This is a genomic window from Denitrobaculum tricleocarpae (assembly GCF_007004665.1).
Classification (GTDB): domain Bacteria; phylum Pseudomonadota; class Alphaproteobacteria; order Kiloniellales; family Kiloniellaceae; genus Denitrobaculum; species Denitrobaculum tricleocarpae.
Genome location: NZ_ML660057.1, coordinates 105,682 through 119,741 on the forward strand (window position 1 = coordinate 105,682; position 14,060 = coordinate 119,741).

A 14,060-nucleotide genomic window follows, 5' to 3' on the forward strand; every position below is an offset into this window, starting at 1 on the left:
AATCGGTAAAATCACAGGTCCCGATTTTAACCCCGGCAGGCGCGGTGCAAAGATCCAGTCCCAAGGCCGCGGCAGCGCCACTTGAATGCCCGGGCGGGCGCTCAAGAGCAGTAATCCAAGCGCCGCCGGTTCACGTCCGGCTGGACGAAATACCGGTCAGGTGCGCCCGGAGCGTGCAGCATCGAACGCTCAAACGGCCATCTTCGACGTGGAATTTCACAATGGAAGGTGACAGCGTCGCAGCCAGAAAACGCGAGATTCTCCCTGCATTTTTAGAGCTGTACAACCCAAACGGACTTGCACTTATAGACGTATTAAACCAGCGATTTAACCTTCATGGTTGCTTAATGAAAGGCTTTTAATACGTGATTTAACGACTTTTGGATCAGCCGACGAAAAAGAATAAATTGGGGTACCACCGATGGACAAAGATACGGATATCAGCAACGGCTTGAGCTTCGCGGGACTCGACACCGCAGTGCGAGGGCGTCTGCCGGCAATCTTCTCGAATCTCGAGGGCGACCTGCCCCAACTGATGGACGATTTTTATGGTTTTGTCGGCGATTGGGATGCTTTGAATCAACTCACCGACAACGGTGCACGGGTTCCATATCTGAAATCTGCGCAGATCGAGCATTGGAAACTGTTGTTCTCAGGCCGCTTTGACGCCGAGTATTTCACCCGGGCAAAAGCAATCGGCAACGCCCACCGCAGAATCGGCCTGGGCCCCAACTGGTACATCGGCGCATACAGCTTTCTTCTCTCACGGATCAACAAGCTGTTGGTGCAGCAGTATCGGCGCAAACCTCAACAGCTCAACGACGCACAGGAAGCTGTGACCCGCGCCATCCTCTTCGACATGGAACAGGCGGTCTCGGTCTACATCGAAGCCGGACAACAGAACCTGCAGGACGAACTCTCAAAACTTGCGGACAGCCTGGAGACGGAAATCAACGGCGCAATCGACATCGTTGCAAAACAGGGCATGGAAATGAAAGAGACGGCCAGCAAGATGCTGGCGGCCTCCGAGCGCTCCGGCTCCAGCGCGACCGCCGTCGCCTCGGCCTCGGAAGAGGCCTCGGCCAATGTCGAGACCGTGGCCGCCGCGACAGAAGAATTCACCGCGACGGTGAAGGAAATCGGCCGCCAGACGGACCAATCGAAGGAAGTCACACAAAAAGCAGTTCAGGAGGCCGAGGACGCCGGCCGGATTATGAGCGAGCTTGACGGCCTCTCCCAGGAGATCGGCGATATCGTCAAGGTTATTTCCGACATCGCCGCGCAAACCAACTTACTGGCCCTCAACGCAACCATTGAGGCCGCGCGCGCGGGGGAAGCCGGAAAGGGTTTCGCTGTCGTCGCGGGTGAGGTCAAGAGCCTCGCCAACCAGACAGCAAAGGCGACCGACGAGATCAGCTCCCAGGTCACGAAGGTTCAGGAATCGACCAACCTTGCCGTCGGCGCCATCAAGTCGATCAGCGAAATCATCGAAAAGATGGATCAGGTCTCCGCGGCGATCGACCAGGCGGCCGAGCAGCAGAATGCGGCATCGGATGAAATCGCCAACAACATCCAGGAAGCGGCCGCCGGTAACCGCGAGGTCGCCGTGAATATTCAAACCGTTGCGACCGAGGCGTCGGAGGTGCTCCAGCTTTCGAACGAAGTTCAAACAGGCACAGACAGAAGCAGCGAAGCCGTTGCGCAACTCGGTGAAGGAGTCTCGAAGATCCTCTCTCAGCTCCGCCGGCACGAAGCTTTTGACCGGCGGGAACACACCCGGGTCGCCACGCACGAGAACTCCGAAGTTTTCGCGAAGGGTCAGTGGCACCAGTGTCTGATTAATGACATTTCCGCCGGCGGTGCCGAGATCGCCGCGATTGATGGCCTCGGTGAAGGCGATGCAATCAAGCTCAAGGTGCCGGGCTTCGGCGAGGTCGACGGCCGCATCCTGCGTGTGACGCCCAAGTCCCGCGGGATCGGGTTCGACCTCGACGATCAGACCGCGCGAAGCCTCGGTCAGCATCTTTCCGGCTTACGATCCGCGGCCTGAAGTCTGTCGAGATCTCCGCGACGTCACCCGGGTTGACGCCCAAGGCGGCGCAGAAGGCGGAAATGCGAGCTTGTCATCTCCAGCAGGCCTGCCTCCTTATAGGGCTTGCCGAATTCAGCTGCCGTCTCGCGGATAATCTTACTGATCGCGATGTAGTGGACGTGGCTGACGTTGGGGAAGAGATGGTGAGCCGCATGGGCATTGGCACCACCCGCGATGAAGTTTGCCAGAGGGCTGCGCGGCAACCAGTCGGTTGACGTCAGCAAGGCGTGATCGGCCCAACTGTGAGGCAAATAGCCCTCTTCATCGACCATGGGAAAAGCGGTCTCTTCGGTAAAGTGGGTCCCGATCAGCATGAAGGCGAACATCAGCGACTGCACTGCGGTCACAAAAAGATATCCGATCAGAACCTGCCACCAGGCATATTCAAGCAATGCGATAGGCAGCGCCAGCGCAAGCCCGAGGTAAGCCGCCTTGGAGACCACAAAGAGGACGTACTGATGCGGCGGATGGCGAATGTCGTGCAAGTTTGCGAGCCGCTTCTTGAAGAGATAGATCAGGTCCTGGAAGAAGATCGAATGCAAGGCGACCAGAGCATAAATCAGGGGCACATAGAGATGCTGATAGGCCTGATACCAGCGGCCGGGATGATTCGGCGACAGACGGATAAAGGGGTTCTCGTCGATATCGACGTCGCATCCGTTGACATTGGGAAAGTTGTGATGCGATTTCACATGACGCATCCGCCAGAGATAGGCGTTGGAGCCCAAAAGGCTAAAGACGATCATATGGACGAACCGATCGAATTTCTTGTTGCCGCTCAACGCGTCGTGCGCCGCATCGTGCGCAATGTTCGCCACCAGCAGAAGCACAAAGAGCCCGCAGGCCATTGCTGAAAAGAAGGTTCCGGCGCCGCCCAGGCGGCCGGACAGCGTCAGGGCATAGAGGGCCGCGGCCAAACCGCCATAGAATATGCCCTTGAAAAGAATTTTTGCACCGCCCGTACGCGACCGGCCGGTTGCCTGGAAGTAATCGGCGACACGGCTGCGCAGCGTCGCCAGGAAACGATCGTTCGCATCGTTCGTGAATTTAATGCGCTGACTCCGCGCCGCCTGCACCGCCTGGCCGCGGCGGATCGCCGGTTCGGGGACAGCACGAGGTTCGACACTCTCGCCCTTTCCATCCGCCAAAGACTGCAATGACATTTCAATCCTCCTGACTTAAGTAAACATTCACTTACTTTTCTGGCAAAAAAAATTGTCAGGATACGAAGTCGAACCTGCCAATCATTGCCGTCTCGGTACTTATGCCTGCGCAACTCTCAGGCATATGGCGGTCAGATCATCTTTCATCTCGGACAGCCCCTTCTCGATCCTGCCGTATATGCGGGCCGTCGCCACCTGCAGCACCACCCCCAAAAGACTGGCTGTCAGAACTTCCGGATCCGCCTTGGGGATATCCCCGTTCTCCATGCCGTCGATCACGCAGTCACGGACCGCATCCACAGGTGTCTTGATCGTGTCCGGCAGCTTGCCGGACTCATTGTGCTGCACCAGCAGCAGATAGCTGAAAAGCTCGGGATCCTGATCAAACAGCCGGCAAAAGGCCTCCACCATCGCTGCCACCTGCTCAGAAAATCCGGACTTGCCGATCCGCACGCGGGTCAGTTCGGTCGCGAAGGAAATGTAGTTGGTGGAAAAGAGGTCCCAGGCCAGCTGGTCTTTACCCGGGAAATGCCTGTAGAGCGCGCCTTCCGTAATCCCCACGGCCGACGTGATGTCACGGATCGAGGTCTCGGCGAAACCCTTCTGCACGAAAAGAGTGAGAGCCGCCCGGCTAATCCGCTCTTTGGTCTCTCTCCCGTCCCGCAAGGCCACTGCCCGAAACTCCGAATGCAAGTAAACAATCACTTACTTTGGGAAAATTTCAGGCTCTGTCAAGGCTCTTGGGTAAAATTCGGCTCGATGACAGCTGTGGAAACGGCTTGTCAGACCTGTAAACCGGCGCGCCTTCGCCGCCTTGCAGCGGTTTTAAAGAAGTTTCGCCCCGCTGGTCGGAAGCAGGACACTGTAGAGGCTGGCGGAGGCGGTGATGAAGAGCCGATTGCGCTTAAGCCCGCCAAAACAGAGGTTGGATACCCGCTCCGGCACCAGGATTTTTCCGATCAGACTGCCGTCCGGATCATAACAGTGCACGCCGTCACCGGCGCTGGTCCAGATCCGGCCTTTGGTATCCAGCCGGAAGCCGTCGAAGAAACCATTGCTGCAGAGGGCGAACACCCGCCCGCCTGCCAGTCTGCCGTCCTCGGAAACATCGAAGACCCGAATATGATGCTCTCCGCTGGCGTAGCGGGTTCCGCCTGAATCGGCAATGTAGAGCTGGCGCTCGTCCAGGGAAAAGGCGAGGCCGTTCGGGCAGGTAAGGTCGTCGGCCACACGGACCACCTCTCCGCTTTGCGCATCGATCCGATAGACATGTTCGCCGTCCTGCTCGGCATCCGCCTGAAAGCCCTCGTAATCGGATTCAATCCCATAGGCCGGGTCCGTGAACCAGATCGAGCCGTCCGACTTCTCCACCACATCGTTCGGGCTGTTGAGCCGCTTGCCGTCATAACGATCGGCGAGAACCGAACAGGAGCCGTCGTGCTCCCAACGCACCACCCGCCGGGTCCCATGCTCGCAGGCAACAATCCGCCCCTGCCGGTCCAGGGTCGCGCCGTTGGTGTAGGTTCCGGCGTTGCCGTGAAAGACCCCGACCGCTCCGGTGAGCTCATCCCAGCGCAAACGCCGGTCATTGGGAATATCGCTCCAGATCACCGAGCGATACGCCGGCACATAGACCGGCCCCTCGGTCCAGCGCCCTTCCGACCAGAGACAATCCAGCTTTTCGGTCAGCTTGACGCTGCGCCGGAAACGCTCGTCGAGGATTTCGTAGATGCTTTCGCTCATGGCTCTCTCCGGTATGCGGGGCGGATCATATTGCTATCTTTTTCATAGCAAACTCGCTATGCTCTGCCAAGCAAAAACTGCTATGTTTTTAATAGCGATGGAATTGGCGTCATGACCAAGATCCCACTGCCCGGCTCACCCGTCCGCGGCTCAAAAAGCGGCGCGCCCGTCATGGCGCTGCTCGACCTGCTCGGCCGCCGCTGGGCCATGGGCGTGCTCTGGACCCTCTGTGAAGGCGGGCCGGCCACCTTCCGGGTCCTCCAGGAACGCTGCGAGAGCATCTCGCCCGCGGTCCTCAATTCCCGCCTCAAGGAATTGCGCGAAGCCAAACTGGTGGAGCGGACGGCGGAAGGTTACGCCGCGACGAAACTCGGCCACGAGCTGTTCGGACACCTCGAGCCTCTGGGCGCCTGGGCGAAAGTTTGGGGCAAAGCCCTGGATAGCAACATCTAGCCCGCAGTCGCTATTCAATCAGATACCGGCTTATTCAAACATCTCAAAGGCTGGCGCATAGACGATCGGGCCGCTGCAACCACCCAGCCCGCCTTCGGCCAGTTCCAGGACCATCGTCGCTTCTTTCGGATAACCGGTCTCAAACCTCTCAGCGGCCTCGACGCTAAATCCGAAGCGACGGTAATAATCCGGATAGCCGAGTAAAAACAGCGCTTTCCAATCCGCCTTAGCCAGGCGAGCCAGTCCCTCACGGATCAACGCCGACCCGATCCCTCTCTTCTGCCGTTCCGGCAGCACCCCAATCGGAGCGAGAGCCAGACAGCCCTCAGGTGACCGCAGTCTCGAAAAGAGGACGTGCCCCACGATCTTACCCCCCTCTTCCGCCACCAGGGACAAGACAGTATCCCCGGCCGCGTCGAGGGCTTCGACCAACTCGGCTTCCATCGATTGCTCGAATGCCGCGGTTTCCACTTTGCGAATGGCCGCCTCGTCGCCGGACCTCGCTTCGCGAATAATCATGGTCTCCTCATCAAAGCCGAGAGTCTTCATCTAATTCTTGGAACACAACAATCCCAGAAAGTCCTGCAGGATGACGGACTGCCGCCGGTCACTGCGGGAGATGGCGCAGATCGGACTGGTGTAGCCGAAGACCTCGGGCAGCACTTCGTAGATCGTCCCGCGCATGGCGTCCACACAATGCACCGGGAAAAAGCCCAGATAGACCCCGGCCTGCACGAAGGCCAGGACCGCCTCGGTCTGGTAGACCGTGCAGCCGACCGGAAAGCGCTCCTTGATGCCGCGCAGCGCATCGCTCTCGTAGTAACCCCGGAATACCAGTTTGTGCTCGTAGACCTCTTCGGCGGTCAGCTCGGTCCCGGCGGCGATCTCCAATGCCAGGGGATGTTCCCCGCCGCAGAAGAGACCGATCGGCTCATGATAGAGGTAGTTATAGCGCAGCCCCGGCAAGCGGTGATAGTCGGGCACGATCCCGACGTGCAGGGTCCCGTCGATCACGCCCCGCTCGATCTCATTGGGCGTGCCGGTCATGAGGCTGATCGTGACCCCAGGTTCCTTTTCCCGGTAATGCTTGATGGCGGACATCAGCGGGTTGTTATCGTCGGACACCGTGTAATCGATCATGCCGATTTCGATCTTGCCGACCATCCGGTCGTTGACGCTGGAGACGTTTGCACCGAAGTCGTCGACCGCCGTCAGCAGGCGATCGATATAGGTCAGAACCTGCTGGCCCTGCTGGGTCAGGCTGAAGCCGCTGCGCCCGCGATGGCAGAGGCGGACGCCCAGGCGCGTCTCCAGATCCGAGAGCTGGATCGAGATGGTCGAACGGCTTACCCCCAGCTCCGCCTGAGCGGCCGACAAACCGCCGCATTCGATCACGGTTTTGAAGACGCGCATCAGCCGCAAATCCACGTCGCTCGTCTGGCCTGAAAACGCCTTCTTCCGTCTTGCCATAACCCGTCTATCGTCCCGCCGTGACTGATAAATTCTGTTTGATCTTTATCAAACAAAAATTTCGTATTGGCAAATTTAACCGGGTCACACGGCACCCTAGAGTGCGATCGCCCTTGACGTCTTCTGTCAAGGGCGTGAATCGCCCTCTAACCACGGAAGACCGCAGTGCGAGCGCTCGTATCAACTCTTCATCAAATGCAGCAGGAAAACCGCCGTGCCCTGGACAGCCGAAAAACTGGCCGCCTTAAGAGAAAAATTCTCGGAAGCTGACGGCGGGGATCTGCATGACCCGAAGTTCAGGAAGATCGCGGATAAGATCTTCTCCGAAGGCGGACACCGGCCGGCCCCCTACGCGGGCATTCCGACGCTCCTCGATGCCCCTTACCGTTTCCAGGACAGCGGAGAGCCGGATATTGCAGACCTTCAGGTCGCGCTCTTCGGCGCACCGATGGACCTCGGCGTCACCAACCGCAACGGCGCACGCTTCGGTCCGCGTGCCTTGCGCGCGATCGAGCGGATCGGCCCTTACAACGATGCCCTGGAATGCGCCCCCATTCATGAAATGAAGGTCGCCGACATCGGTGACGTCCCCTTCGAGAGCCGCTTCGATCTGCACCAGAGCCTGTCGGACATCGAAGACTTCGTGGAAAAAATCGCGGCTCAGAATGTCATTCCCATGGCGGTGGGCGGCGATCACTCGGTCACACACCCCATTCTCAAGGCCCTGGGCAAGGACAGGCCCCTGGGTCTGGTGCACATCGATGCGCACTGCGACACCGGCGGCTCCTATGAAGGCGAAAAATTCCACCACGGCGGCCCCTTCCGGAACGCCGTGCTGGACGGTGTTCTCGACCCGGAACGTACCATACAGATCGGTATCCGTGGCGCGGCTGGGTACATCTGGGAGTTCTCGGAAGCGTCCGGCATGACCGTGATCCATGGCAGAGACATCTCGGACACCTCTATCCTGGCCATCATCGAAAAGGCACGCGAAGTAATCGGCGACGGCCCGACCTACTTTACCTTCGATATCGACAGCCTGGATCCGGCCTTCGCACCGGGGACCGGCACGCCGGAAGCCGGCGGCCTGACCGTGCGTGAAGCCCTCGCGCTGATTCGCGGGATGAAGGGTTTGAATTTCGTGGGCGGCGACGTGGTCGAAGTAGCTCCGGCCTACGACGCCACAACGAACACCGCGCAAAACGCGGCTCAGATCCTGTTTGAAATCCTGAGCCTCATGATGTTCAGTCCGTCGCTGCCGCAGAAATAGAGACCCGAAGAAATAGAGGTTCCGGCCGCCCGCTCAGCGGCTGAAGAAAGAACAGAGCTCGGGATCGATCTTCAAACCGACCTGCTGCCCGACACTCAGGCTGGTGACCTCGCTCGCCCGGGAGCGCACGCGCAGCTTCTCTTCACCCACAGCGATAATCGATTCCACACTCGGCCCCAGGTCGCGCACGAATTCGACCCTGCCGAGGGTCGCGCGTTCGGGATTTTCGGGCTCAACCACGCCAATGTTCTCGGCACGGATAGCCACCTCAACCTTCGATCCCTGCAGCTGACGAGCTTTGACCTGCGCGCGCATCCCCAGGAACGCGACAGCACCATCTTCCATGACCTCTCCCCGCACGACATTTGCCGTGCCCAGGAAATCCGCCACAAAGGCATCCGCAGGCGCGCGGTAAACCTCGGACGGCGCACCGGACTGGCGCACGACGCCGTGGTCCATGATCACCAACTGGTCCGCGAGCATCATGGCCTCGGTCTGATCGTGGGTGACCAGCACAGTGGTCACGCCGAACTTGCGCTGCAGTTGACGCAGTTCGATCTGCATATTCTCGCGCAGTTTCGCATCCAGTGCCGAGAGAGGCTCATCCAGCAGGAAGAGTTTCGGCTGAACCGCCAGAGCCCGGGCGATGGCGACACGCTGCCGCTGTCCGCCGGAGAGCGCGGCGACGGGACGGTCTGCAATGGTCGGCAGCTCGATGACGTTGAGCAGTTCCTCAACCCGGTCGCGCTGCCTGGCTTTGTCGATGCCGCGCAGCTTCAAGCCATAGGCGATATTCTGGGCGACGCTCATGTGCGGGAACAAGGCCAGAGACTGAAAGACCATCCCGAAGCCCCGCTTGTGCGGTGGGACCCCGGAAACATCGGTGCCATCCAGAAGAAGGCGGCCCGCGGTGGCCTGCTCGAAGCCCGCGATGATCCGCAGCAAAGTCGTCTTCCCGCAGCCGGAAGGGCCGAGAAGGCAAAGGAAGGATCCTCGCTCCACGGACATATTGATATCGCGCAGCGCCGAGACGGAACCGTAGTTTTTTGAAACAGCTTCGATCTTCAGGTCGGTACTCATAGCAGGGTCTTTCGATCCGATTTGGGGCGGCTTTGGGCCGCTTTTCTAGAAGAGGCTCGCGCGGCCCGCGATAATTTTGTCGATGATGAGAATCATGATGACATCGACCAGGATAATCCCGACCGACAGGGACAGGACCGCAGGATCGAGAGAAGACACGGTCCGGCTGTACATCCAGATCGGCAGCGTGCTGACATCGATGGTGTACATGAAAAAGGTGATGGTGAATTCGTTGAAGGAGATGATCAGCGCGAAGATCAGCCCGGCCAGAATACCCGGCTTCATGAGCGGAACCACCACATCCAGAAAGGCGCGCATCCAGCTCGCGCCGAGCGAAATGGCCGCCTCCTCGATTTCGATATCGATCCCGTTCATGGCGCTCATGCAATTGCGCAGAACAAAGGGCAGAACCAGCGCGACGTGAGGAATGACCAGGCGCCAGATCCCCAGGTCCAGCGCGAGGCTCTCGGCGATCAGCAGAAAGGCGATGCCCAGGATCACCAGGGGAAATACCAGCGGCAGGGTGAAGAGGAGCTCCATACCGGCCCGCACCCTGCCACCGCCGCGCACCAGGGCATAGGCGAGCGGGACGCAAACGAAGGTGGAGATCAGCATGACGATGGCAGCGACCAGCAAACTGGTGAACAAGGCATCCCCGAGCGAATGGGCGCTGGAGGATTCGTCCGCCGACAACTGACTCCAAAGCGCTTCATACCAGCGGAAGGAAAACTCCGCCGGTGGGAAAGCCGCGGTCTCCGCCGCCGAAAACGACATCAAGGTCACAACGGCGACCGGCAGCGCCGAAATCAATAACCCGAGCGTGGTGAGAAAAAAGATCGCGACGCTGTAGCTGCCGCCCCTCATGGAAAACAAGCTGGAGAACATCAGGCGCCTCCGCCGCTTTGCAATGGCCCGGGGACTTCATTCGCCTTCAGCGTGCGGGCGGAACGGTTGATCAGCGCGGCGGCCAGCAGCAAGACGCCTGTGGTGATCACGATCAGCACCATGCCGGCCGCGGCGGCCCCGGACCAGTTGAAGAGCGGGGAAATCATGTCTCTGATCGCCACGCCGAGCATCTGCACGCGGCGTCCGCCCAGCAAAAGCGGCACGGCGAAGGCGCTGGCGTTGTAGGCGAAGACAATCGAAGCGGCACTGACCAGCCCGGGCTTCAACAGTGGCAGGATCACGTCATAAAAGACCCTCCAGTTCCCGGCCCCGAGTGAACTGGCCGCCTCGAGGTACTCGCGGGAGATGACCCGTGTTGCGCTCAGGATCGGGAAAACGGCCAGCGGAATGGCGGTCTGAATCAAGCCGAGCAGAACACCGGTTTCGTTGAACAGCAGCAGGATGGGACGGGAGATTAGTCCGGTTTCCCGCAGGGTCGTGTTCAAGACACCGCTGGGCCCCAGCAGGATGATCCAGCCGTAGGACTGGATCAGCAGGTTCAGGATCATCGGCAGCAGAATGGTCACCGTCAGCAGCCGCCGGACCAGCGCCGTGCGGACGCTGGCAATTACTAGAGCGATCGGAACCGCCAGAACGATTACGACGAGGGTGCTCAGCGCCGCAAGCTTGACCGTCACCCAGACCGAGCGCAGGAAAAAGGGCTCGGCCAGATCGAAATAAGCCTGCAGCGAATAGCCGCTGATCACACCGCTTTCGCCGGAAACCGAGAATCTGAAGATGTAGAAACAGGCACCCAGAAAGGGTGCGATCGCGATGATGGCCGGCAGCGAAAGCGCAAACGACCGAAGTGAGGATCTCTGGGCGTTCACCGGGCCCCTGCTCCTGAACTGCAGTTCGCGGTTTTCATCAAAAAATGAAACGCGATCAGGCTCAAAAAAAGGAGAGCGCCATTCCCTTCCCCCCAGAACGGAATGGCGCTCACGGAATGGCGCTCACTGCGAAAGACGGACTAAGCCAGCGTTTGCGTGTAGCGCTTGATCCAGTCTTCGCGCACCTCGGCAATGAACTCCTTGTCATGCACGATGGCTTTATCGCCGAGCTGTTCCGGCTTGATGATGAAGGGGCTGGCTTTCGCCGCCGCGGACATCTCGGCCTTCTGGTTGATCGGACCGTTAAGGACGGCTTCCGCCATAACGCCCTGGACCTTGGCATCCAGCGTGTAGTTCATGAAGGCATGCACCACGTCATCCTCGCCTGGCTTCGCCTTCGGCATGATGGTGTACATGAGGTCGGCGAAGAAGCCTTCCTCGACGTCATAAGTCGCACCCATGTTCGAATTTGCAGGGTCGGCCAGTTCCTTGGCGAAGAAGGCCGGGGCGTAGACGCCGCCGATATCCAGCGCGTCGGAGCGGAAGAGCTCGACCAGCTGTGTCGGATTCTCGCCGAAGGTCAGCAGGCGGTTGCGCAGTTCGCCGAGCTTCGCCAGCGCGGCATCCGCGTCCCGTCCGTCGCCTCCGAGCATGCGCGAGGTCGCGAAGATGGTGTCCAGCGCGTCGGTCCAGGTCGCGGGCGGCAGGAACAGGCGGTCGGCGTATTGCTCCTCCCACAGTTCCGCGTAGCTGGTCGGCGGCGATTTGAAAGTCTTGGTGTTGTAAACCAGCCCGCCCGTCCAGAGCAGATAACCGATGCCATGTCCGTCGGCGCCGGTGCGAAAGCGCGGATCCACGTCCTGCAGATTGGGCAGTTGGTTGAGGTCGGGCTTTGCCAGCAATCCGTCTTTTGCGAGTTCGACCGCGCCCACCCCGGCCAGGGTGATGACGTCGTATTGCGCCCGGCCACCGGAAGCCCGCAGCTTGGCCACCATTTCAGAGGTGCTGCCGGTCCGGTCGGCGATGACCTTCGCGCCGGTCGCCTCTTCGAAAGGTTTCGCGATGTGATTGAGGATGGCGAGACCCGTGTTGTCGGACCAGGTCAGCAGCCTGACGGTCTTGCCTTCGAACTTTTTGTGTCCCGCTGCCGAGACAATGGCCGGCATCGCCAAAGCCGCCGTAACACCGGCGCCCGTTTTCAAGAGCCCGCGTCTGGTGAAACGCACAGACATATTACTTTCCCCTTCGTGTTCCCTGCGTGAAGTCGATTTTTGTGGCCCCTCCTCAAAGGGAAAGGGGCTGCATTGCGGTCATAAGTCGCAGAGAAACGCGGGAGCAAAAATATCTATGAAACAAATTTTTGTTTGATAAAAATCAAACAACATCGTGAAAGCCGGTCAAAACTGCATGTTATTTGAGCATGAAGTGGACAGTATTTGATCAGCGCCGCTCGTGCTTCGCCCCTGGCCGCTTCAACGGCGTGCGCGTATTCCATAAACCTTGGAGGTTGTGCTTGTTCCATAAAATTCTCCGGCACGTTTGGGTTTGCCGACAGATCGTTTTATAATTAGCTTCGCTATAATTCTTTCTCACTCTACGCGCGCAGTGGAAAAATGCCTTCGTCTGCTTATACAAAACCGATTCTGGCTGCTGTCGTGCTGTTCCTAGCTGTTGTTGTTACAGCCCCAAAGCCTTCCGTTGGAAACCAGATGCAAATAGAGCCCATGTCCTATCAGGCCTTTTGGTCCATTATTGACAGCACGGCTTCTCATGAAGCGGCGCCTCAAATACAACTTGATCACCTTGCAGACAGACTTTCCCTGCTTTCACCGGATGAACTCGTTGCCTACGAGATGGCACTAGATGAAGAGCTGAGGCGAGCCTACTCCTGGGACTTGATCGGAGTGGCGGACATCCTCAATCGTGGCGTAACCGACGATGGGTTTCTATATTTCCGCCTGTGGCTGATTTCCAAGGGAAGCAAAGTCTTCGAGACGGCCATTGAATCCCCAGACGACATTGTGAGTGCGGCACTATCGCCCGGACCCGGCGGTTACTACGAACTGGAAGGACTGCTTTTCACGGCCAAAGAGGTTTGGTCGAAGAAGACCGGTCAAGATGCGCAAGATTTTCCTTTCTATGCCGGAATGGATGACTTCTCAGCACCTACAGGGCAGCCGCTAGGGGATGATGACGATGTCAAAAAGCGCTTCCCCAAGCTCTGGAAACGCTTTCGCGATTGAGAGCGCCGAAGGACAGCTGTTCAGTCTGGAATTCCCTCGACACTCCTGACTCAAGTGACTTTCCGTCAGCGCTTGTTTTCATGGCCCGTGTATACCTGCGGGTTATGCAGTTCCATGAACTTCTCCGGCACTTTCAGGGGTGTGAAGCCGAATTTCTTGTAGAGTTCCTGTGCATCCGCCGTCACCAGCAACCACCGGCGTATGACCTGCAGGTCAGGGTGGGACAGGATGCATTCCATCATCCACTTGCTCAGACCGCGCCCCCGGCAGTCTTCGAGAATGAAAACGTCCTTCAGATAAGCCACCGACGCAAAGTCCGAGACTACGCGGCCAAAGCCGATCTGGCGGTCTCCATCGAACAGACCGAAACAGACCGAATGCCGTACCGCCCGCTCAAAGGTCTCCCGCGCCATTCCCCGCGCCCAATAGCTCTCCTCCGAGATGAAGCGAAACAACACCTCCATGTCGAAACGGGCCGTATCGGTCGTTAATCTGTAGTTCTCTTTTTGCCAATCCATTTCTTCCCAACCTTACCTGCACCCCGTGGATTGCTTCAGCAACTCAAAGTAACTAGCCTTGCATCACGAAACCCAACGTAATCAGACTTCGGCGGCGCAATGAAACGTATTGCTCTAACGGCTTTCCTTACCGGCACGGTTCTCCTCACGGCTCCTGCTTTGGCGCAAACCGACGATAACCTCAAGGAAAGTTGCTTCTCTCAGCTAAAAAAAAGCGCCCTCTATGCGCCAACCGAGGAGGTTCTGGAACTCT

General features: G+C 58.8%; 14 protein-coding genes. 4 read left to right on the top strand and 10 right to left on the bottom strand.

The window, feature by feature from the left end; translation table 11 throughout:
* The first annotated feature begins 421 nt into the window (after positions 1-421).
* Positions 422-2,050, top strand: a complete 1,629-nt coding sequence (locus FKG95_RS17645) for a methyl-accepting chemotaxis protein (protein ID WP_142897725.1) — start codon at positions 422-424, stop codon at positions 2,048-2,050.
* Positions 2,051-2,073: 23 nt separating this feature from the next.
* Here the strand turns inward: FKG95_RS17645 and FKG95_RS17650 are convergent, their stop codons facing one another.
* The 3 genes from FKG95_RS17650 to FKG95_RS17660 all read right to left on the bottom strand — a co-directional run bounded on the left by FKG95_RS17650 (position 2,074) and on the right by FKG95_RS17660 (position 4,998).
* Positions 2,074-3,255, bottom strand: coding sequence for a fatty acid desaturase (locus FKG95_RS17650; RefSeq protein ID WP_142897726.1), 1,182 nt, complete (start codon positions 3,253-3,255; stop codon positions 2,074-2,076).
* Between the two features lie 99 nt (positions 3,256-3,354).
* Positions 3,355-3,927: a TetR/AcrR family transcriptional regulator gene (locus FKG95_RS30465; protein WP_179954155.1), complete on the bottom strand. Its 573-nt coding sequence runs from the start codon at positions 3,925-3,927 to the stop codon at positions 3,355-3,357.
* A gap of 153 nt (positions 3,928-4,080) precedes the next feature.
* Complete coding sequence (locus tag FKG95_RS17660) at positions 4,081-4,998, bottom strand: SMP-30/gluconolactonase/LRE family protein (RefSeq protein ID WP_142897728.1); 918 nt, start codon at positions 4,996-4,998, stop codon at positions 4,081-4,083.
* A 111-nt stretch (positions 4,999-5,109) separates the two neighbouring features.
* Between FKG95_RS17660 and FKG95_RS17665 the strand changes: the two genes are divergently transcribed.
* Positions 5,110-5,451 carry a winged helix-turn-helix transcriptional regulator gene (locus FKG95_RS17665; protein WP_142897729.1) on the top strand — a complete coding sequence of 114 codons (342 nt, stop codon included), beginning with the start codon at positions 5,110-5,112 and terminating at the stop codon, positions 5,449-5,451.
* Positions 5,452-5,481: 30 nt separating this feature from the next.
* Here the strand turns inward: FKG95_RS17665 and FKG95_RS17670 are convergent, their stop codons facing one another.
* Both FKG95_RS17670 and FKG95_RS17675 read right to left on the bottom strand, forming a co-directional pair.
* The gene (locus tag FKG95_RS17670; RefSeq protein ID WP_142897730.1) at positions 5,482-6,000 is read right to left on the bottom strand and encodes a GNAT family N-acetyltransferase; all 519 of its coding nucleotides are present in this window, start codon (positions 5,998-6,000) and stop codon (positions 5,482-5,484) included.
* A complete protein-coding gene (locus FKG95_RS17675) occupies positions 6,001-6,921 on the bottom strand; it encodes a LysR family transcriptional regulator (RefSeq protein WP_142897731.1) in 921 nt (306 codons plus the stop codon).
* Positions 6,922-7,135: 214 nt separating this feature from the next.
* Between FKG95_RS17675 and speB the strand changes: the two genes are divergently transcribed.
* Complete coding sequence (speB, locus tag FKG95_RS17680; RefSeq protein ID WP_142897732.1) at positions 7,136-8,191, top strand: agmatinase; 1,056 nt, start codon at positions 7,136-7,138, stop codon at positions 8,189-8,191.
* 33 nt (positions 8,192-8,224) lie between these two features.
* On the opposite strand, the gene FKG95_RS17685 is transcribed toward speB, so the two are convergent.
* From FKG95_RS17685 to FKG95_RS17700, 4 genes are all read right to left on the bottom strand, one after another.
* Positions 8,225-9,271, bottom strand: a complete 1,047-nt coding sequence (locus FKG95_RS17685) for an ABC transporter ATP-binding protein (RefSeq protein WP_142897733.1) — start codon at positions 9,269-9,271, stop codon at positions 8,225-8,227.
* A gap of 45 nt (positions 9,272-9,316) precedes the next feature.
* Entirely contained in the window at positions 9,317-10,156 is an 840-nt protein-coding gene (locus FKG95_RS17690; RefSeq protein WP_142897734.1) for an ABC transporter permease, read from the bottom strand.
* On the bottom strand, positions 10,156-11,046 hold the full coding sequence (locus FKG95_RS17695; protein ID WP_142897735.1) for an ABC transporter permease: 891 nt from the start codon (positions 11,044-11,046) through the stop codon (positions 10,156-10,158). Before FKG95_RS17695 ends, FKG95_RS17690 begins: the two co-directional genes overlap by 1 nt.
* Before the next feature lie 140 nt (positions 11,047-11,186).
* Positions 11,187-12,278 carry an ABC transporter substrate-binding protein gene (locus FKG95_RS17700; RefSeq protein ID WP_142897736.1) on the bottom strand — a complete coding sequence of 364 codons (1,092 nt, stop codon included), beginning with the start codon at positions 12,276-12,278 and terminating at the stop codon, positions 11,187-11,189.
* Between the two features lie 477 nt (positions 12,279-12,755).
* On the opposite strand from FKG95_RS17700, the gene FKG95_RS17705 reads away from it, so the two are divergent.
* Positions 12,756-13,289 carry a DUF4240 domain-containing protein gene (locus FKG95_RS17705; RefSeq protein ID WP_179954156.1) on the top strand — a complete coding sequence of 178 codons (534 nt, stop codon included), beginning with the start codon at positions 12,756-12,758 and terminating at the stop codon, positions 13,287-13,289.
* 65 nt (positions 13,290-13,354) lie between these two features.
* Here FKG95_RS17705 and FKG95_RS17710 read toward each other — a convergent pair whose 3' ends face one another.
* Entirely contained in the window at positions 13,355-13,807 is a 453-nt protein-coding gene (locus FKG95_RS17710; RefSeq protein WP_142897738.1) for a GNAT family N-acetyltransferase, read from the bottom strand.
* Positions 13,808-14,060 lie beyond the last annotated feature (253 nt).